Origin of the sequence: Streptococcus sp. 27098_8_99 (assembly GCF_041431935.1) — a bacterium.
GTDB lineage: Bacteria > Bacillota > Bacilli > Lactobacillales > Streptococcaceae > Streptococcus > Streptococcus parasanguinis_D.
Genome location: NZ_JAPVYQ010000013.1, coordinates 37,355 through 57,876 on the forward strand (window position 1 = coordinate 37,355; position 20,522 = coordinate 57,876).

Sequence of the window (20,522 nt, forward strand, 5' to 3'; positions counted from 1 at the left end):
ATGGCAAAAACATTTGAATACAGCATGAAAATTCCTTTTGATATGAGCGATGTCAATGGATTTATAAAAATTCCGCAATTGATCTTGCTGTCTTTGCAGGTATCAGGCATGCAATCGATTGAGCTGGGCATGAGTGATATGTACATTCTAGAGAATTACAATCTAGTCTGGATTATCACGGATTACAATATGAAGATCGATCGTCTCCCAGTTTTTGATGAGAAGATCACTATCGAAACCTATGCCATGAGTCACAATCGCCTATTCTGCTACCGGGCCTTTAATATCAAAGATGAGGAAGGCAATACCATTATTGAGATGGTCGCAACCTTTGTCTTGATGGATCGTGATACGCGCAAGGTCCATCCTGTTATGTCTGAGATTGCGGATGCCTTTGACTCAGAGTTTTCAAAAACCATGCTCCGTGGTCCCCGTTTTAAGGAGTTAGAAGGGGGCGTGGAACAAGAATACCGAGTTCGTTTTTACGACTTGGATATGAACGGACATGTCAATAATAGCAAGTACTTGGACTGGGTCTTTGAGGTGATGGGAGCAGATTTCTTGACCCATCATGTCCCTAAAAAAGTTCATCTAAAATATGTCAAAGAAGTGCTGGCAGGAGGTGTCATTACCTCTCAATATGAACAAGAGGGCTTGAAGACTCAGCACCAAATTTCCTCAGATGGTCAGATCAATGCCCAAGCTGAAATTGAGTGGGAAGAAGTAGAAGAAAAGGGTTGGAATTATGGAAAGTAGAAGATTAAAAAATAAAAAACAGGAACTTGAAAGCTATCAAAAACGGGTTGTGGCCTATGCCAAGCGTCAAAAGAACCCTTTGTACATGTTGGGAGATTGGCTCTTGACTCTTTGTGCTTTGGGCATCATCCTGGTAGAGGAAATTTATAAATTTTTCCGCTATCGCTTGAATTTAGAGAGTTTTAATCGCTTTTTAAGAGAAGATATACGCTGGTATCGGGTCTGGATCCATTTCACCTTGGCCTTTCTTTTACCGGTCATGATCTTCTCGATTGGGATTACTAGCCAATCAGGATCCTTCTGGTCCAATTTCTATCACCGCTTGTCTCAAGGCGTGCTCTTTAGCACGACAGTCAGCCTCGCTGCGACCTTGGTGACGGATTTTGTGGAGAATTTGCAACCAGAAACTAAGTCTGACGGGAAAAATCGGAGCACTAAACGCACGGTTTATCAAATCAGTGTGGATCAGGCAACCGTGATAGGCTTGTTATTGACCATTGTGATCCTCATGGTAGCATCCTTCTTGTTCACCCAATCGGGAAGTCAAGGGATTAATTTTACAGGTTTGGTGTTACAATTTGTCCTCTATGCTGGAGCATTGCTCTTATATGGTTCTGGTGGACGAGTCGATGCAGAGAAGTTTCATGAAGAAGCTGACACAGAAAGGGAAGAATAAATGCACTATAAGGGCTATTTGATTGATTTGGATGGCACTATTTACAAAGGAAAATCACGAATTCCTGCAGGAGAAGCTTTTGTTCATGAACTGCAGGCGCGTGAGATTCCCTATCTCTTTGTGACCAACAATACAACCCGCACACCAGAGACTGTTCGGGATATGCTGGCCACTCATTTCAATATTGAAACCCCAGTTTCGACTATCTATACAGCTACCCTTGCGACCATTGACTACATGAATGACCAAAATTTGGGCAAAAAGGTCTATGTGATCGGAGAAGCGGGGCTCAAAGATGCTATTGAAGAAGCTGGCTATATCATGGATGAAGAAGCACCTGATTATGTGGTGATTGGACTGGATTGGCAAGTGGATTATGAGAAGTTTGCTCTTGCGACCTTGGCGATTCAAAAAGGAGCGCACTTTATTGGGACCAATCCGGACCTGAACATTCCAACAGAGCGTGGCTTGATGCCAGGAGCAGGATCCCTGATTGCCCTTGTCGAAGCAGCGACACGGGTCGAGCCAGTGATCATTGGGAAACCAAAGGCCATCATCATGGATAAGGCTATTGAACATCTGGGGTTTGAAAGAGAAGAAGTCGTTATGGTAGGGGATAATTATCTAACAGATATTCGTGCTGGTATTGACAATGGGATTCCAACCCTTTTGGTGACGACAGGTTTTACCAAACCAGAAGAAGTGCCGACCTTACCAATTGCACCGACACATGTTGTTTCCAGTTTAGCGGAGTGGGATTTTGATGCTTAGAAGTTTGAAATCAATCAACCAATTTTTCTTTATCTTGTCAGCTACGATTCTTCTCACCATTGCTCTCGCTTGGGCCCTCTATCCCGTGGAGATTCATTGGTTGGGGATTCAAAGTCGAACTGGTTTTTCGGCTTCAGTCATCATGAAGAATTTTAATGTCTTGATGAACTATTTGACCAATCCTTTTCAATGGGTGTTGAAGATGCCTCAATTCCCCTCTTCAAAAAATGGTTTGCACCATTTTGAGGCTGTCAAGTACCTGTTTCATTTAGTGACAGTTGTTTTCGTGGTCACTCTCCCTGGTTTTATCCAGTTTATGCGGACAGTTGTCAAAAAAGGCTACCTGGCCTTATACCGTAGTCTCTTCTTTTGGATGATGGTTTTACCAGTGGTGATTGCAGTGGTGGCTGTTATGATTGGCTTTGATCAATTCTTTACGCTCTTTCATCAGGTCTTATTTGCTGGGGACAATACTTGGCTCTTTGATCCGCGCGTGGATTCGATTATTCTTGCATTACCAGAAGACTACTTTATGCATGCCTTTTTGATTTTCTTTGTCTTATACGAAGGAATGTGTGCGAGTTTTTATCTATTTTCTAGGAGGAAGAAATGAACCAATACAACCGATTATTAGACCCTAAAAAAGATATAGGAAGGTATTCCGGGACACTTGCCATTTATCTCTTGGTAATGACCTTGGTAACCGTCCTGTGGGAAGTCCTCCTTGGATTGACCATAGCAGGCTCTCTCAGAAAAGATCCAAGTCAAGTAACAGAGAAACTCAATGCCCTGAATGTTTGGGCTGGTATTCCCTACCTCATCTCTATTTCCATTGGACTCTTTCTCTTTAATGCCTATCGCAAGAAGGCCCTTTATAAATATGATCTCAAGCACAAGGGACGTAAGATGACTCTTTCAGTCTTCTTTATTCTTCTCGCCTTTCTTGGCTTTTCTCAAGTTTTTTCATCTGTGATGACACAAATGATTGAGCGCATGTTTGAGACCATTGGCCTTCATTCTCCAACACCCGATCTAGGTGATACGATTGAGCGATCATGGACTATGCTCTTGTATGCTGGATTTTTTGGTCCTATCACAGAGGAATTCTTCTTCCGTGGAGCCGGCTTGCGAGGCTTGGAACGGTATGGCAAGATCTTCGCCATTGTCATGACGGCTATCTTGTTTGGACTCTTTCATGCCAATTTTGACCAGCTCTTTTTCGCGAGTATCATTGGTCTAGGTTTCGGCTACATTGCCTTTGAATACAATATCTGGTGGGCTATTTTCTATCACATTTTCAATAACTTTGTGATTTCCCAAGGCTTGCATTATGTGGCCTATCATGTGGACGAGGGACTAGCGAATTGGCTCCAAATTGGTGTTTTAGCTATTGGTTCCATTGTCATGATAGTGGTTCTTGCGACTAAATGGCCTGCTATCAAGGCTTATATTCAAGCCAATAAACCTCAACCGGGAGTTTTCCAGCGTTCCCTCGCGTCCTTCTGGTTCTGGTTCTTCGTGTTATTTACTATCCTGATGTCTATTGTTCCTTATGTGATTCCGATCTTCCAGATGGCTAATCTCAAAGGATAAAGTTTATCGATTGCTAGTAAAGGGGGATCCTTTTAGACCCCTCTTTTTTGCTATGAAAAAGGGCAAGTGAAGATGAAGGATTGAGGATGAGGGTCTGATATACTATTTAATAATTATTTTTTACTTGGTGAAGGTGGATAACAATAATACAAACATACTAGAGAGAGGCTAACCCCTCCCTTTTTTGCTATAATAGAGAGTATGAATAACTTGATTAAATCCAAGCTCGAGCTCTTGCCGACGAGTCCGGGCTGTTACATTCACAAAGACAAGAACGGTACCATCATCTATGTGGGGAAGGCCAAGAATCTTCGCAATCGGGTGCGTTCCTATTTCAGAGGGAGCCACGATACCAAGACAGAAGCGCTGGTATCTGAGATTGTGGATTTTGAATTTATCGTCACCGAGTCCAATATTGAGGCCTTGCTTCTTGAGATCAACCTCATCAAGGAGAACAAGCCCAAATACAATATCATGCTCAAGGACGACAAGTCTTATCCCTTCATCAAGATTACCAATGAGCGCTATCCGCGCCTCATCATCACGCGCCAGGTCAAAAAGGATGGTGGGCTCTATTTCGGTCCTTATCCAGACGTAGGAGCGGCCAATGAGATCAAGCGGCTTTTGGATCGGATTTTCCCATTCCGCAAGTGTACCAATCCACCTTCCAAGGTCTGCTTTTACTACCATTTAGGGCAATGTATGGCCCACACAGTCTGCCACAAGGACGAGGCTTATTTTAAGGGCATGGCCCAGGAGGTTTCTGATTTCCTCAAGGGGCAGGATGACAAGATTATCGATGAGCTCAAGCTCAAGATGACTACCGCTGCGCAAAACATGGAATTTGAGCGGGCAGCCGAGTATCGGGATCTGATCCAGGCTATTGGGACCCTGCGGACCAAACAGCGGGTCATGGCCAAGGATTTGCAGAACCGGGATGTCTTTGGCTACTACGTGGACAAGGGCTGGATGTGTGTGCAGGTCTTCTTTGTCCGTCAGGGCAAGCTGATCGAGCGCGACGTCAATCTCTTCCCTTACTATAATGATCCGGACGAGGATTTCTTGACCTATGTGGGGCAGTTTTACCAGGAGAAATCTCACCTGATCCCCAATGAAATCTTGATCCCTCAAGACATCGATGAGGAAGCGGTCAAGGCCCTAGTAGATACCAAGGTCCTTAAGCCCCAGCGTGGGGAGAAGAAGCAGTTGGTCAATCTGGCCATTAAGAATGCACGTGTCAGTCTGGAGCAGAAGTTCAATCTCCTTGAAAAATCGATGGAAAAGACCCAAGGTGCCATTGAAAATCTTGGAAAACTCCTGCAAATTCCAACTCCTGTGCGCATTGAGTCCTTTGACAACTCCAACATCATGGGGACCAGTCCAGTTTCAGCCATGGTGGTCTTTGTCAATGGGAAGCCAAGCAAAAAGGACTACCGCAAGTACAAGATCAAGACCGTCGTCGGACCAGATGACTATGCCAGCATGCGGGAGGTCATTCGCAGACGCTACAGCCGTGTCATGCGGGATGGCCTGACGCCACCTGATCTGATCGTTATCGATGGGGGTCAGGGCCAGGTTAATATCGCTAAACAGGTGATCCAAGAAGAGTTGGGGCTGGATATTCCCATTGCAGGCCTACAAAAGAATGACAAGCACCAGACCCATGAATTGCTCTTTGGCGATCCTCTCCAAATCATTGAACTTTCGCGCACCTCACAGGAATTTTTCCTCCTCCAACGGATCCAAGATGAAGTCCACCGTTTCGCCATCACATTTCACCGCCAGCTAAGGTCTAAGAATTCCTTCTCCTCCCAGCTGGACGGCATCGAAGGCTTGGGACCAAAACGCAAGCAGTTGCTGATGAAACACTTCAAATCACTGACCAAGATCAAAGAAGCTACTGTAGATGAGATCGTCACGGTCGGTATCCCACGACCAGTCGCGGAGGCAGTGCAAGCCAAGCTCCATCAAGGAAAGCAAGAAGAAGCAAGTCCCTTGGTGGAAGTGGCGGAGGATTCTGAACCATACCAATCATAAGGAGTTTATAATGAACAATAGAATCGCTATTTTATCTGATATTCACGGAGATACAAGAGCCCTTAAGGCAGTGATTGCGGATGCGCGTGCTCTAGGCGCGACGGAATTCTGGCTTTTAGGGGACATTTTACTTCCGGGTCCTGGAAGAGATGACCTTTTTGAATTGCTGGATGCGATTCCCATTACAGTGGCTGTTCGAGGAAATTGGGATGATTGTGTCCTAGAGGCCTTGGATGGCGAGTACGGACTTGAGGATCCGCAGGAGATCCAACTTCTTCGCCTCACTCAGTACCTCATGGAAGGACTAGATCCCAAGCGGATCGATTGGCTTCGCTCCCTTCCATTGGTAGAGAAGAAGGAGGTCAATGGTATTCGCTTCTCACTGAGCCACAACTTGCCAGAAAAGAATTACGGTGGAGACTTGCGTCCAGCTAATGCGACGGAGAACTTTGACCAACTGCTGGATGATCAGACAGATCTGGCGATCTACGGTCATGTCCACAAGCAGTTGCTTCGTTATGGCAGTCAGGGACAGCAGATCCTCAATCCGGGAACTATTGGCATGCCTTATTTCGACTGGGAACCAATTCAAAACCACAGAGCCCAGTATGCTCTGATCGATGTCGAAGAAGATGGGGTGACCAACCTGCAATTTCGTAAGGTAGCCTATGACTATGAAGGAGAGCTCCAAGATGCCAAGGACAAGGGCCTTCCCTTTATTGAGATGTACGAAGAATTGAGACGCGAGGATAACTATCGGGGCCATAACATCGAGCTCCTAACTAGCTTAATTGAGAAATATGGTTATGCCAAAGAAGTAGCTACCTATTTCAATCTTTCCAATGAATCATAGGTGGAACTCTTGTGTATTCAACCTATCCCAAAAGAGGCGGATCTTTAAAATGTCCGCTTCTTTTTTCACAATCTAAGGCTGTAAAACCCTGCAAGCTCTTTCATTTTGTGTTAAAATAGAGGTAACAGAAATAGAAAAGGAAGAAGCTTATGAAATTTCTAGAGCTCAATAAAAAACGCCATGCGATCAAGCATTTCACTGACCAACCGGTCGATCCAAAGGATGTACGGACTGCCATTGAGATCGCAACCTTGGCCCCTAGCGCCCACAATAGCCAGCCTTGGAAATTTGTGGTCGTTCGTCAAAAAAATGCGGAATTGGCAAAATTAGCCTATGGTGCAAATTACGATCAAGTCATGGAAGCACCTGTGACCATCGCCCTCTTCACGGATACCGATTTGCAACGTCGGGCTCGGAAGATTGCGCGTGTCGGTGGGGTGAAAAACTTCACAGACGAGCAGTTGCAATACTTTATGCAAAATCTTCCTGCTGAATTTGCGCGCTATGATGCCCAACAAACAAGTGATTACTTGGCTTTGAATGCCGGTCTTGTGGCTATGAACTTGGTACTTGCTTTGACGGACCAAGGCATTGGAACCAATATTATCTTGGGATTTGATAAATCAAAAATCAATGAAGTATTGGACATCGAAGAGCGTTTCCGTCCGGAAGTCTTGATTACGGTTGGCTATGTGGCTGAAAAAGTAGAGCCAAGCTACCGCTTACCAGTGGACGAAATCATTGACAAACGCTAAGCCAATTAGCAAATAGAAGATTGAGGAGGAATTCATGACAACAGTTGACTTTAAAGCAGAAGTGGAAAAACGTCGCGATGAGATGATGGCTGACCTATACAGCCTCTTGGAAATCAATTCTGAACGCGATGACAGCAAGGCAGATGCAGAGCATCCTTTTGGACCTGGTCCTGTAAAAGCTCTTGAAAAATTCTTGGAAATTGCCAAACGTGATGGCTATGAAACCAAGAATGTCGACAATTATGCCGGTCACTTTACCTTTGGTGAAGGAGAAGAAGAACTTGGGATCTTTGCCCATATGGACGTCGTGCCTGCAGGTAGTGGCTGGAAGACGGATCCATACAAACCAGAAATTATCGATGGCAAGCTCTATGCGCGTGGTTCGTCTGATGATAAAGGACCTACAATGGCCTGCTACTATGGTTTGAAGATCATTAAAGACCTAGGACTCCCTGTTTCTAAGCGCGTGCGCTTTGTTGTCGGTACGGATGAAGAATCAGGCTGGGGCGACATGGATTACTATTTCAAACATGTCGGACTTCCTGAGCCAGATTTTGGCTTCTCACCAGATGCGGAATTCCCAATCATCAATGGGGAAAAAGGAAACATCACTGAGTACCTTCATTTTGGAAATGACAACACAGGAACTGCCCATCTTCATAGCTTTACAGGTGGCCTTCGTGAAAACATGGTACCAGAGTCAGCGACTGCAGTCGTTTCTGGTCAACTTCCAGATCTTGCTGGCCTCTTAGATGCCTTTGCCAAGGAACACCAGCTTCAGTATGAAATCTCAACTGTTGATGAAGAAACCTATACCGTTACGATTGTTGGGAAATCAGCTCACGGATCAACTCCTGAAGATGGGATCAATGGTGCAACCTACTTGGCTCTCTTGTTGAACCAATTTGATTTTGGTGGTGCTGCTAAGGCTTACCTTCATGTGACAGCTTCACTTCTTCACGAAGATTTTGCTGGTGAAAAATTAGGCATTGCCCATACAGATGCTAAGATGGGACCATTGAGCATGAATGCAGGTGTCTTCCATTTTGATGACAGCCAAGCAGACAACACTATTGCCCTCAATATCCGTTACCCTCAAGGTACAGATCCTGAAACCATCAAGTCCACCCTTGAAAAGATCGAAGGAGTGGCTACAGTAAGCTTGTCCGCTCATGGTCACACACCTCACTATGTTCCGATGGATGACGAATTGGTATCCACTCTCTTGCGTGTTTACGAAAAACAAACTGGCCTCAAAGGACACGAACAAGTGATCGGTGGTGGTACCTTTGGTCGTCTCTTGAAACGTGGGGTTGCCTTTGGTGCTATGTTCCCAGACTATGTCAATACCATGCACCAAGCTAATGAGTTCGCAGATGTCGAAGATCTTTATCGTGCAGCAGCTATTTACGCAGAAGCTATCTATGAATTAATCAAATAATCCACTACTCGGCCAGTTTTTCTGGCTGAGTTTTTCCATAGAAGGAGGACTTATGTCAAGGATTGAAACCATTAAACAAGCCATTATGGCGGATCCTCAAAATAAAGAATATACGGATAAAGGAATCGAGCCACTCTTTGCGGCCCCAAAGACAGCTCGTATCAATATCATCGGACAGGCACCTGGACTGAAAACACAAGAAGCGGGCATTTACTGGAAGGATAAGAGTGGTGACCGCCTGCGCGAATGGTTAGGAGTTGACGAAGACACCTTTTACCATTCTGGTTTGTTTGCGGTCATTCCTATGGATTTTTATTTCCCAGGGCATGGGAAATCTGGTGACCTTCCACCTCGCAAAGGGTTTGCGGAAAAGTGGCACCCTCAACTTCTCAAGGAGTGTCCGGATATTGAGTTGACCCTCTTAATTGGACAATATGCCCAAGCATACTACCTTCATGAGAAGGTTAGTGGCAAAGTAACCGAACGCGTTCACCATTTTAAAGACTATTTGCCAACCTATTTTCCACTTGTTCACCCTTCCCCTCGCAATCAAATCTGGATGGCTAAAAATCCTTGGTTTGAGGCAGAAGTTGTCCCAGAATTGCAAACCTTAGTACAAGAGATCATTCAAAAATAAAGGAGAGCGAAGATGGATCCTTATCAACAAGTTAAAGAAAAATTAGATGAGTTGGGAATTTCATTTGATGTGGTGGAACACCCACCTGCATTTACGACGGAGCAGGCGGATTCTTATATTGAAGGCTTAGAAGGTGTCCGCACTAAGACCATGTTTTTGACCAACAAAAAGAAAACTCAATACTATTTGCTCATCATGGATGACCAGAAGCCATTGGATATGGATGATTTCAAAGAGCAAGTGGAAGCCAACCGGATCCGCATGGCTTCAGCAGATTCTTTAGCTGAAAAAATGCAATTACCGCCAGGAACGGTTTCTCCATTTGGTTTATTGAACAATGAAGAAAAAGATATTCGGGTCTATTTTGATCAGGATATTGTGTCAGAGGAAATCATGACCTTCCATCCCAATACTAACGAAAAAACCATCTTTATTAAAACCCAAGACTTGTTCCGATTTTTAGAGTCTATTGACTTTAACTATGAAATCCTAACCCTTCCATAACATATCTTACAGGAGAAATCATGAAAGAAATTCCATTTTCAAGCTTTTACCAAGCTTATCAAAAAGGAAACATACACGTTCTTGATGTACGCGAGCAGGAGGAATATGATGCCCTTCACTTAGATGGGGTTCGTCTTCTTCCCTTATCTGAGTTAGCAGATCGCTACCAGGAATTAGAGAAGGATCATCCCTATTATGTCATCTGCAAGTCTGGTCGACGATCAGCACGTGCTTGCCAATTTTTGGAAGAGCAAGGCTATGATGTGACCAACGTCCAAGGTGGCATGGATGCATTTGAATCCTAAAAAATGACCTCTGAAAAGAGGTCGTTTTCTTTACTAATTTCTAAAAATGAGTAGAATTTGTATGTTTTTCAAAAGATATTACAGGGATTTTCCAGTCTTTCATTGAAAATGGTTCAGAAATTTTGTATAATACCCTAGTATAAACAATAGTTAAGGAGATTCATTATGTCAAAACAAGATTGGCTGGATTATTTCGAAGCCGTAAATGGTCGTTCTGCTAGTGCAGAAGAAATTGCTCAAGCACTGGCTGCAGGAGAATTTCAAGAAGAAGTAGTGGTTCCAGAAACCCCACAAGCCCCAGAATTTGTCGCAGCACCAACTGCACCTGTGGAAGAACCAGTTGCTGCTCCACAAGCTCCAGAGTTTGTTGCAGCGCCAGCAGCTCCTCAAGCTCCAGACTTTGTCGCAGCGCCAACTGCCCCTACTGAAGAACCAGTCGCAGCTCCAGTTCAAGAGCCTGCCCCTCAAGCTCCACAGCAAGCCTACCAACAACCTACTCAAGCAGCTTATCAACAAGCTCCTTACCAAGGTCAACCAGGACAACCTTATCCTGCCCAACCAAGTCAATTTGGTGTAGCCGTTGGTGGTTACTGGAATTGGTTCCTTTCAGCTTTGAAACGTCCAACGGCTGTAGAAAATCCAAAAGCACTTAACGGAATTTTACAGTATGTCTTGACTGCCTTTGTCTTGACCTTGGGGACATTCTTCACAGCTAGTGGATTTACAGGTGGCTATGGAATGGATTTCCGTGCCTTTATGTTGACATTGATTTCCCTATTCTTTAGCCTTTACGCCTTCCAAGTAGCTGGATTCTTTGTTCGTCGTGTGGTTCTTCAAGATAAGGAATACAGTTACGGTCGTTCATTTGAAGAGTTTGGACGTTTGTCTGTTTACACATTGCCACTTGCCCTCCTTGCTTTCTTAGTAGGTCTTGTAAAAGTTTATGAATTTTATGGCTTTGTAAACTTCCTTATTTTCTTCTTGTTCTTTGTTGGAACATGCTATGTCGTTCATCAAGGATTGAACAAGACAAGCTTTAAAGCAGATAAATTCTTGCTTCTAGTAGCATCATCTGTTGTCTTGCTTCTCATTGCCATCTTTGTCATTTATGTGAATGCTCGTATTTTAGAACAAGTAGCCGTAGGATTTATTCCTAGTGCTCCAAATTTCTCTAACTTTGGATTCTAACAATATCACAAAACGGAAGGTGGGGGAACCCACTTTCCCTATTTTATAATGAGGGAGAAGAGATCCATGCAAAAGAAATGGGTTGAATTATTTGAAAAAGTGATTGGTCGCAAACCGTCACCAGAAGAGTTTATGGCTGGGAAAGCCTGTGGATTTGATTTAAAACAAATTCAGTCTATCGCAGGCAATGCTCCAGAAGAAGTAGCTCCTGTAGAGGAACCGGTGCTTGAACCAGTTGAAGAAGTGAAGAATGTCGATCCTCTTCTAGCAGCTCGTCAGGCTTGGTTGCAACATTTTGAAGAAACCTATGGGCGCAAGCCAAGTGCAGAAGAATTTACCGCGGCTAAAAGTCAAAACTTTGAGTATTTTGTAGGACCTGTACCTGAAGCAGAATTTGCGACCCTAGATGCAACAGAAGTAACACAGGAATATGTACCTCAACAGCCAACTCAAGAGTATACGGCTCCACTTGCTGCTGAGCAAACGCAGATCTTTGCTGGTCCAAATGTCACAGAAGCAGGTCCAGCTCAGAAAAAACAAAAGGCCCCTAAAACGAAGGGTGGAAAGAAAATTTCCAAGAAGAAAATTGGAATTATTTCTGCTATTTCAGTCCTTGTGATCGCTTTGGTGGCAGCCTTCTTTTACTTCCAGTCTACAACACGTGTCGAAGTGACTGCAGATAAATTCATTAAGGCAGTGGACACCAAGGATTATCGCGAGGCAGCAGACCTGCTTTCAACCGATAACGATAAATGGACGAAGGATGAAGCCGAAAGCTTTATTACCAGCATGGAAGATCAAGGGGTCGATATCGGCACAGAGTTGAACAAGATCATTGATAATGGTGGAGAGGGCAGCTATACGGATAAATCTGGAAACAAAATTTTTGGTTTGGAAAAAGCGGACAAGAAATTTGGGATCTTCCAAGAATACCGTGTAGCCAGCTATCCAGTACAAGTCAAGGTCAAGACCAATTTGGACCAAGCCAAACTCAAAGTGGCTGCCAATAAAACGGTGACCTTGAAGAAAGATGCAGTGACAGACCTTGGTTCTTTCCATTACAATACAAAAGAAATGGAATTGACTGCTAAAACAGAGGTCGGAAATGTTACTTCTAAGATCCATCTCAATCCTAAAAAAGCAACCAAGAATAACTTAGAATTGCAGTTGAATTCTGAAAAACGCAATTTAGAAGTTGAGTTCCCAGATGAAGTTGAAAACCCAACGGATGTGAAGGTTGTGGTTAACGGCAAAGAAGTCGGAACCAGCACGACCTTTGAAGTAGATAGCATCCCTTATCAAGAAATTGAAGTACATGCTGTCTTCAACATGAATGGGGAAACCTATACAACTGAGAAGGCTAAGGTGACGATTGAAGAGGGTGAGAACGATCCGATCGAACTTAAACTAGCCAAAGATACCCTAAAACGCATCAAGAGTGCACAAGATGCTAAGAAAGCGCAAGCTGCCAAAGAAGAACAAAATCGGACCTTGGCGGAAGAATTCTTGAAAGAGTACCGCGACGCTGTCTTTAGCTCCGTTTCAAACCGAAATAACACCTACTCTAAATACTATGACACACAAAGTCAAGCTTACAAGGACATGGTTGAGTTCACAACTGGTGATGGTGTTCGAAAGGCTAAAATTGACTACTATACTCCAGGAGCATTGGACATTCAAAGTGTCACGGAAGAAAATGGTGTGGTGACGATCAAGACTTATGAAGACTTTACCGTGCATTATACAGATAGCCATCCAGATTCACAAAACCGCAAGTACAAGACCTACACCTTGAAAAAAGTAGGTGCAAGTTATGTGATTACGGATATTGTCGTAACAAAAGAATCATAGGAGATTCCTCATGAAAGCAAGATTTTCCAAATTAACTTTGGTGACAGTTGCCTTGTTAACCCTGACAGCTTGCTCCCAATCTCAATCCACTAGTTCTAAATCTTCTGCAAAAGAAGAAAGCAAACAAACGCAAACCAAGTCTTCCAAAGAAACGTCTTCTGCAAAGGATACGTCAAAAGAAACTGGCAAAGAAGAGTCGTCAAAAGCTGGTAAGTCAGATGTGAAAGTGGACTCTGGTGTGAGCTATAATGGTTCTTACTATAGTGTCAAAGGGAAATATGGTGAGGTCATGATCGCCAACAAACATTATCCCTTGTCGCCTGACTTTAACCCAGGTGAAGATCCTGAAGCTGTTTCAGCCCTTCATGAATTGATCGCAGCCATGCAGGCAGAAGGTTATCCGATCAGTGACCAATATAGTGGTTTTCGTAGCTACGACACCCAAGTTGGCCTCTATCAAAACTATGTCAATCAAGATGGTCAGGAAGCCGCCGATCGTTATTCTGCAAGACCGGGTTATAGTGAACATCAGACAGGTTTGACCTTTGATTTGATCGATACCAGTGGTAATCTGGTGACGGAACCTGGACCAAGTAAGTGGTTGCTCAAGAATGCTGCTAAATATGGCTTTGTGGTTCGCTACCAAGAAGGAAAAGAAAAAGTGACAGGCTACATGCCAGAGAGCTGGCATCTCCGCTATATCGGAAAAGAAGCACAAGATATCGCTGACTCAGGTTTGAGTCTGGAAGAATACTATGGCTTCACCGGTGGCGATTACGTTGATAAATAAAAAAGGTTGGGATTGACATCCCAACCTCAGATTGAAGACAAAGTCATATAAAAAACTTTCCTTAGGTGAGTACGGACGTCAGCGAACTTCTACGAAGTTCCATGACTAATTATTGAGCCTAAGGTCTCAATAATTCCGAGTGCCTGAATCGTTATTGTTTCAGGCACTTTACTCACAGCGGAAAGTCTTGGTATTTTCTTGATTCATCTAAAAAATTGAACTCAATTTTATTTCTTATCAGAATCGCTTAATTTATTTTACTTTAAAATAGTTTGTCTACATTTTAAGGTTGGGATAGATATCCCAACCTTTTTATTGTATGTTTTTTAGAAACTCATCCAGCTCTTTTTGATTCTTGAGAGAGAGAAATTTGTCTGGATAATTTTGGCCGATAGTCTGATAGCGTGTGACCTGTCTAGCTTGGCGACCGTCCCAAAGGATCCAACGGATGAATTCCCAGTCAAAGCGTTCGGGGCAACCTGCCGCCATACTCTCACGGACTCGGCCTTTATAACGGCGGTATCGTTTCCAGGCTCTAAAGAGGCAGTTCCAACGAGAGAAGTTGAGAAAGATAATCTGGTCGGCTTGCTCCATTCTTTCCTCATAGTAGCACCAAGAGTAATTGCCATCAATGACCCAGTCTCTATGATCGCTGAGAAACTGTCTCATCTCTTTCTCCATCCAATCCCGGTCACTGTCTATCCAGCCCGGTTGAAATTGAAGGGTGTCCATATGGAGCTTGGGAATGGAGTAGTAGCGAGCTAAGTTTTCAGCCAAGGTAGATTTTCCAGATCCAGAATAGCCGATAATAACAATTTTCATAAGCACCTCTCAAAAAATTAGGCACAAAAAAAGCTCCGGAGAGCTTGATTTTTATGCTGTTCTTGATTAACCAAGTTTCGCTGCAAGACGTGCTTTATCACGGCTAGCTTTGTTCTTGTGGATCAAACCTTTAGTTTCTGCTTTATCGATAGCTGAGCTAGCAGCGCGGTAAAGTTCTTCAGATGGGTTTGCTTCAAAAGCTTTGATTGCAGTACGCATAGCTGATTTTTGAGCTGAGTTTTTTTCGTTTTGTTTAACGTTCAATTCAGCGCGTTTGATAGCTGATTTAATGTTTGCCAAGTTATTCACCTCCATTGATAATCTAACTATCTCATTATATATGAAAAGTTAAGATTTGACAAGCCTAAAATAGCTTTTCCTTAAAAAAGTACCGTTAACAGGCCATTTTCTCTAGCGTTTGAGATAAATTTCGTCGATTTCATGGTTGGTTGCTTTATGGAGAATCAGATCAGCTCGGTTTCTGGTTGGTTGAATGTAATGTTGTAAGTTAACTAAATTAATGGATTCCCAGACCTGATGGGCCATGCTTAAAACTTCTTCTAGGGGTTGCTCTGTAAATCGATAGTAGTAGTTATTGGGATCATTTTGAGCTAATTCAAGAAGTTTTTGGAAGCGATCGATATACCAAGATTCGATATCGTCGACCGCGGCATCCACATAGATTGAAAAATCAAAGAAATCGGTCATATAGAGACTGTCATTTTGCGGATTTTGAAAGACATTGATTCCTTCGACAATGACAAAATCAGCTGGTAAAATCGTTTGCTTCTCATCTGGGACAATATCGTATATTTCGTGGGAATAGACAGGGATTTCTACGCTCTTGTTGTTTTTGATTTGATTAAGAAAATCAAGGAGCAATTCCATATCATAGCTTTCTGGAAATCCTTTTCGATTGAGGATCTCTTGTTCTTTTAAGATAGCATTTGGATAGAGGAAGCCATCCGTTGTTACCAATTCTACTGTTGAGCCTTCAAAGGTTCGTGACAGCAGGATTTGAAGGAGACGGCTAGTGGTAGATTTTCCAACCGCAACGCTCCCTGAAACCCCAATGATAAAGGGTTGGCGTTCACTCGTTTTTTGAAGAAAAATACCTTTTGAGAAGGCCAAATCTTCTTTGGAACGCTTGTAGATTCCAATCAGGTTTGTCAAAGGCAGGTAGACGTCTCGTACATCTTGGAGGTTGATGCGGTCGTTAAAACTTTTAATAGAATTGAGCTCTGTTTGAGAGAGAGGTGGGGTGGTTTTGCGGTGCAAATTCTGCCAAGTTTCCCGATTAATTTTTTCAAAATGTAGAAATTCTTTGTCCATATGTCACTCCTATTGTAGTCTTTAGTATACCAATTTTTAGAGGTCGTGTAAACGATTTAAAAAAGGAATGAATTATGTTAAAATAACCTTATGAGTAAAATGTATTTCGATGTAAACCCAGATGCAGCCCATGATATTCATGATCTGGCTGTTGTTTTATTGGGACAAAAGATGAATTTCTATACAGATGCGGGCGTCTTTAGTAAAAAAATGATAGATTATGGAAGCCAGGTGCTCTTATCAACCCTGGATTTTCAAGAAGGGGAAAGTGTCCTCGATGTTGGCTGTGGCTATGGACCGGTCGGCCTTTCTCTAGCTAAAGCCCAGGGAGTTGCAGTGACAATGGTCGATGTCAATGAGCGGGCACTAGACTTGGCTAAGAAAAATGCTAGCCGAAACGGCGTGGAAGCTCAGATCTTTTCTTCGGATGTCTATGAAGCAGTCGAAGGGGTCTTTGACCATGTGATCAGTAATCCGCCGATCCGAGCCGGTAAAAAAGTGGTTCACCAAGTGATCACCGGTAGTTTTGAACATTTGAAACCAGGTGGAGACTTGACCATTGTCATTCAGAAAAAACAAGGGGCTCCAAGTGCTAAGGCCAAGATGGAAGAGACGTTTGGCAATTGTGAGACAGTAAAAAAAGACAAAGGCTATTATATTTTAAGAAGTGAGAAAGAATCATGAGAGCAGTAGATATCATTCAGAAAAAAAGAGATGGTCTTGCCTTAAACAAGGAAGAAATTGAATGGCTGATTGAGGGGTATGTGGCTGGAATAGTACCAGATTACCAAATGTCTGCTTTTGCTATGGCCGTTTATTTTAAAGGGATGACGACGGAAGAAATCTCTCATATGACCATGAAGATGGTCCAAACAGGGCAACAGTTTGATCTGTCAGCAATTCCAGGTATTAAGGTGGACAAACACTCGACTGGTGGTGTCGGAGATAAGGTGACCTTGGTCTTGGTGCCTTTGGTTGCGAGTTTCGGAGTGCCGGTTGCCAAAATGAGCGGTCGTGGGTTAGGACACACAGGTGGGACCATCGATAAGTTGGAATCCATTAAAGGTTTCCAGATTGAACGGACCCAAGAGGAATTTATCCAGCAGGTGCAGGAAATCGGCTTATCGGTCATTGGTCAATCCGATCAACTCGTAAAAGCAGATAAACTCTTGTATGCACTGCGTGATGTTACGGCGACAGTGGATACCATTCCTTTGATTGCTAGTTCCGTCATGAGTAAGAAAATCGCTGCTGGTGCGGATGCTATTCTTTTAGACGTGACGGTAGGCGAGGGTGCCTTCATGAAGAATATTGAGGATGCTCGTCGCTTAGCCCGTACCATGGTGGATCTTGGAAATGCAGTGGGTCGGAAAACCATCGCTGTCATTACAGATATGAGCCAACCTTTGGGAACCAGTATTGGTAATCGTTTAGAGATTTTGGAAGCCCTGGATATTCTGAAAGGACAGGGGCGCGCTGATGTTACAGAGTTTATTTGTGAATTAGCGCAAATCATGTTGAAATTGGCCAATGTAGATCAATCGATCGAGGCCATCCATGAACACTTGACCAATGGTCAAGCCTTAGCGAAGTTTGAAGAAATGGTCGCAGCTCAAGGTGGAGACTTAGAAGATTTGCACCGTCCCGTCAAAGTAGATCAGGTCCTTGAAGTAACAGCGGACCAAGATGGCGTCATTGCTGCTTTACCTGCCATGGAGTTTGGCTTGTTCGCCATGCGCTTGGGTGCTGGCCGTGCTGTCAAATCAGATCCCCTCGATTACGAAACAGGAATTGTGTTTGACAAAAAAGTGGGAGAGCACGTCAAAAAAGGGGAACGCATTGCCCGTATTTTCATGAATGAAAAAAATTCACAAGAAAGAGTTACAGAATTCAAAAAAAATGTTAAAATACTAGAAAGGGCTGAAAGCGTTAAAGAAATTATTGAAATAATATCTTAAGCAGCTCAGGAGATTGTATGAAGTTAAATAAATATATCGATCACACTCTTTTAAAACCAGATGCGCAACAAGAACAGATCGAAAAGCTGATCGAAGAAGCTAAGGCTTATGATTTTGCGAGTGTCTGTGTGAACCCGACATGGGTGAATTTTGCGGCTGAGGGCTTGCGCGATTCAGACGTTAAAGTTTGTACCGTCATTGGTTTTCCTTTGGGAGCAAATACCCCTTTTGTCAAAGCGTGTGAAACAAAAAATGCTATTCAAAATGGTGCCGATGAAATTGACATGGTCATTAATATCGGTGCTTTGAAGTCTAAGAATTTAGCACTAGTTGAAGAAGATATCCAAGCTGTTGTCGAAGCAAGCGGTGATAAGCTGGTCAAAGTCATCATTGAGACGTGTCTCTTAACAGACGATGAAAAGATCGTCGCTTGTCAGATTGCAAAGTCAGCTGGAGCTGACTTTGTGAAGACTTCAACTGGTTTCTCAACTGGAGGAGCGACGGTAGAAGATGTAGCCTTAATGCGTCAAACAGTTGGACCAGACATGGGTGTTAAAGCTTCTGGTGGAGCTCGCTCTTATGAAGATGCTCTTGCATTTATCGAAGCTGGTGCGACCCGTATCGGAACTTCCTCTGGTGTAGCAATCATGGAAGGAAAAGTGGCTCATGGCGACTACTGAATTGATCAACTTAGCAGTTGAAGTGAGTCAACAAGCCTATGTGCCCTACTCTCATTTCCCAATTGGAGCTGTACTGCTAACGAAGGATGGAGAAATCTATACAGGGGTCAATATCGAAAATGCCAGTTTTGGTTTAACCAACTGTGGGGAACGGACAGCTATTTTTAAAGCAGTTTCTGAAGGAGCTCGTGAGTTCAAAGAGCTGATTGTCTACGGGCAAACAGAAAAGCCCATCTCTCCATGTGGTGCTTGTCGCCAGGTCATGGCTGAATTTTTTGAGCCAGACCTTCCTGTAACCTTAGTATCTAAAGATAAATCGACGGTCGTGATGACGGTCAAGGAATTACTTCCATATTCCTTTACAGACCTGACTTAATAGGTCTGTGAGGCGGTCTTTTGACCCTTTCAATACTTCGCAACAATGTTGCACAATAATTTAGGAGGTTCAGTAATGAACAAGAAACAATGGCTAGGCCTTGGTCTAGTAACTGTCGCTGCTATCGGACTTGCAGCATGTGGAAATCGTGCGTCTAAAAAAGATAGCGCAAACTCAGAATCTAAAACAGATTTGAAAGCTGCTATCATTACCGATACTGGTGGTGTGGATGACAAATCATTCAACCAATCTGCTTGGGAAGGTTTGCAAGCTTGGGGTAAAGAAAACGGTCTTTCTAAAGGGAACGGATTTGACTACTTCCAATCAACAGATGAATCTCAATATGCGACAAACCTTGATGAAGCTGTTTCTAACGACTACAAATTGATCTTTGGTGTTGGTTTTGCCTTGAGCGACTCTGTTAAAAAAGCTGCAAAAGACAACCAAGATGTGAACTATGTCATCATCGATGACCGTATTGAAGGACAAAAGAACGTAGCATCTGCTGTTTATGCCGATAACGAAGCTGGTTACCTTGCTGGTATCGCTGCTGCGAAAACTACAAAAACTAAACAAGTTGGTTTTGTAGGTGGTATGGAAAGTGAAGTTATCACTCGTTTCCGCGCTGGATTTGAAGCTGGTGTTAAATCTGTTGACCCATCTATCAAAGTTCAAGTAGACTACGCTGGTTCATTCGGTGACTCTGCTAAAGGTAAAACAATTGCTGCTGCACAATATGCTGCAGGTGCAGACGTTATCTACCAAGTAGCTGGTGGTACTGGTGCAGGTGTCTTCTCTGAAGCTAAAGACTTGAACGAGAAGAAAAATGAAGACGAAAAAGTTTGGGTTCTTGGTGTTGACCGTGACCAAAAAGCTGAAGGTGAATACACTTCTAAAGATGGTAAAAAATCTAACTTTGTATTGGCTTCAAGCTTGAAGAAAGTCGGAGAATCTGTAAAAGACTTGGCTAAGAAAACTGCTGATGGTAAATTCCCTGGCGGTAAAGTGATTACTTATAGCTTGAAAGATGGTGGAGTTGACTTGACAACTGACAATCTTTCTGCAGAAGCTAAAAAAGCTGTCGAAGACGCTAAAGCTAAGATCCTTGACGGGTCACTTAAAGTTCCTGAAAAATAATCATTGATTGGATCGGCCCGACCTTCAAGGGCCGTTCCTTTTAATAAATTGAGACATTTT

At 43.3% G+C, this 20,522-nt stretch carries 23 protein-coding genes; 20 read left to right on the forward strand and 3 right to left on the reverse strand.

All coding sequences use genetic code 11. The annotated features are described in order from the left end of the window. From O3605_RS08045 to ldcB, 15 genes are all read left to right on the forward strand, one after another. Positions 1-756 (forward strand): acyl-ACP thioesterase domain-containing protein, encoded by a 756-nt coding sequence (locus tag O3605_RS08045; RefSeq protein WP_070506202.1) that lies wholly within the window; start codon positions 1-3, stop codon positions 754-756. After that, entirely contained in the window at positions 746-1,432 is a 687-nt protein-coding gene (locus O3605_RS08050) for a hypothetical protein (RefSeq protein WP_021153378.1), read from the forward strand. Before O3605_RS08045 ends, O3605_RS08050 begins: the two co-directional genes overlap by 11 nt. Further along, positions 1,433-2,203, forward strand: a complete 771-nt coding sequence (locus O3605_RS08055) for a TIGR01457 family HAD-type hydrolase (RefSeq protein WP_070506200.1) — start codon at positions 1,433-1,435, stop codon at positions 2,201-2,203. It abuts the gene before it with no gap. Continuing rightward, positions 2,196-2,816: a TIGR01906 family membrane protein gene (locus O3605_RS08060; RefSeq protein ID WP_070506197.1), complete on the forward strand. Its 621-nt coding sequence runs from the start codon at positions 2,196-2,198 to the stop codon at positions 2,814-2,816. Before O3605_RS08055 ends, O3605_RS08060 begins: the two co-directional genes overlap by 8 nt. Then, positions 2,813-3,796, forward strand: a complete 984-nt coding sequence (locus O3605_RS08065; protein WP_070506193.1) for a CPBP family intramembrane glutamic endopeptidase — start codon at positions 2,813-2,815, stop codon at positions 3,794-3,796. Before O3605_RS08060 ends, O3605_RS08065 begins: the two co-directional genes overlap by 4 nt. A gap of 201 nt (positions 3,797-3,997) precedes the next feature. Beyond that, positions 3,998-5,833: an excinuclease ABC subunit UvrC gene (uvrC, locus tag O3605_RS08070; protein WP_049498260.1), complete on the forward strand. Its 1,836-nt coding sequence runs from the start codon at positions 3,998-4,000 to the stop codon at positions 5,831-5,833. 10 nt (positions 5,834-5,843) lie between these two features. Further along, positions 5,844-6,686, forward strand: coding sequence for a metallophosphoesterase family protein (locus O3605_RS08075; RefSeq protein ID WP_371585818.1), 843 nt, complete (start codon positions 5,844-5,846; stop codon positions 6,684-6,686). A 149-nt stretch (positions 6,687-6,835) separates the two neighbouring features. Further along, complete coding sequence (locus O3605_RS08080) at positions 6,836-7,441, forward strand: nitroreductase family protein (protein WP_371585820.1); 606 nt, start codon at positions 6,836-6,838, stop codon at positions 7,439-7,441. A gap of 34 nt (positions 7,442-7,475) precedes the next feature. Next, complete coding sequence (gene pepV, locus O3605_RS08085; protein WP_371585822.1) at positions 7,476-8,882, forward strand: dipeptidase PepV; 1,407 nt, start codon at positions 7,476-7,478, stop codon at positions 8,880-8,882. Positions 8,883-8,934: 52 nt separating this feature from the next. After that, positions 8,935-9,519 (forward strand): uracil-DNA glycosylase family protein, encoded by a 585-nt coding sequence (locus O3605_RS08090; protein WP_371585824.1) that lies wholly within the window; start codon positions 8,935-8,937, stop codon positions 9,517-9,519. A 12-nt stretch (positions 9,520-9,531) separates the two neighbouring features. Continuing rightward, positions 9,532-10,023, forward strand: a complete 492-nt coding sequence (locus tag O3605_RS08095; RefSeq protein WP_070665314.1) for a prolyl-tRNA synthetase associated domain-containing protein — start codon at positions 9,532-9,534, stop codon at positions 10,021-10,023. 20 nt (positions 10,024-10,043) lie between these two features. Further along, positions 10,044-10,328, forward strand: a complete 285-nt coding sequence (locus O3605_RS08100) for a rhodanese-like domain-containing protein (protein WP_049507134.1) — start codon at positions 10,044-10,046, stop codon at positions 10,326-10,328. Between the two features lie 165 nt (positions 10,329-10,493). Next, on the forward strand, positions 10,494-11,516 hold the full coding sequence (locus tag O3605_RS08105; protein WP_371585826.1) for a DUF6574 domain-containing protein: 1,023 nt from the start codon (positions 10,494-10,496) through the stop codon (positions 11,514-11,516). 66 nt (positions 11,517-11,582) lie between these two features. After that, positions 11,583-13,367, forward strand: a complete 1,785-nt coding sequence (locus tag O3605_RS08110; RefSeq protein WP_371585828.1) for a TcaA second domain-containing protein — start codon at positions 11,583-11,585, stop codon at positions 13,365-13,367. A 10-nt stretch (positions 13,368-13,377) separates the two neighbouring features. Then, positions 13,378-14,157, forward strand: coding sequence for an LD-carboxypeptidase LdcB/DacB (ldcB, locus tag O3605_RS08115; protein ID WP_003007645.1), 780 nt, complete (start codon positions 13,378-13,380; stop codon positions 14,155-14,157). 312 nt (positions 14,158-14,469) lie between these two features. On the opposite strand, the gene O3605_RS08120 is transcribed toward ldcB, so the two are convergent. The 3 genes from O3605_RS08120 to coaA form a co-directional block, all read right to left on the reverse strand. After that, complete coding sequence (locus tag O3605_RS08120; protein WP_371585830.1) at positions 14,470-14,979, reverse strand: DNA topology modulation protein; 510 nt, start codon at positions 14,977-14,979, stop codon at positions 14,470-14,472. Positions 14,980-15,045: 66 nt separating this feature from the next. Further along, a complete protein-coding gene (gene rpsT, locus O3605_RS08125; RefSeq protein ID WP_003007640.1) occupies positions 15,046-15,294 on the reverse strand; it encodes a 30S ribosomal protein S20 in 249 nt (82 codons plus the stop codon). Between the two features lie 96 nt (positions 15,295-15,390). Then, entirely contained in the window at positions 15,391-16,311 is a 921-nt protein-coding gene (gene coaA / locus O3605_RS08130; RefSeq protein ID WP_118228093.1) for a type I pantothenate kinase, read from the reverse strand. A gap of 90 nt (positions 16,312-16,401) precedes the next feature. On the opposite strand from coaA, the gene O3605_RS08135 reads away from it, so the two are divergent. From O3605_RS08135 to O3605_RS08155, 5 genes are all read left to right on the forward strand, one after another. Continuing rightward, on the forward strand, positions 16,402-16,995 hold the full coding sequence (locus tag O3605_RS08135) for a class I SAM-dependent methyltransferase (RefSeq protein WP_049498275.1): 594 nt from the start codon (positions 16,402-16,404) through the stop codon (positions 16,993-16,995). After that, the gene (locus tag O3605_RS08140) at positions 16,992-18,269 is read left to right on the forward strand and encodes a pyrimidine-nucleoside phosphorylase (RefSeq protein ID WP_049498276.1); all 1,278 of its coding nucleotides are present in this window, start codon (positions 16,992-16,994) and stop codon (positions 18,267-18,269) included. Before O3605_RS08135 ends, O3605_RS08140 begins: the two co-directional genes overlap by 4 nt. Positions 18,270-18,286: 17 nt before the next feature. Further along, a complete protein-coding gene (deoC, locus tag O3605_RS08145) occupies positions 18,287-18,949 on the forward strand; it encodes a deoxyribose-phosphate aldolase (protein WP_021153359.1) in 663 nt (220 codons plus the stop codon). Next, positions 18,936-19,325, forward strand: a complete 390-nt coding sequence (locus O3605_RS08150; RefSeq protein ID WP_049498278.1) for a cytidine deaminase — start codon at positions 18,936-18,938, stop codon at positions 19,323-19,325. Before deoC ends, O3605_RS08150 begins: the two co-directional genes overlap by 14 nt. 75 nt (positions 19,326-19,400) lie before the next feature. Continuing rightward, positions 19,401-20,462 carry a BMP family lipoprotein gene (locus O3605_RS08155; RefSeq protein ID WP_023918305.1) on the forward strand — a complete coding sequence of 354 codons (1,062 nt, stop codon included), beginning with the start codon at positions 19,401-19,403 and terminating at the stop codon, positions 20,460-20,462. The last annotated feature ends 60 nt before the right edge of the window (positions 20,463-20,522 follow it).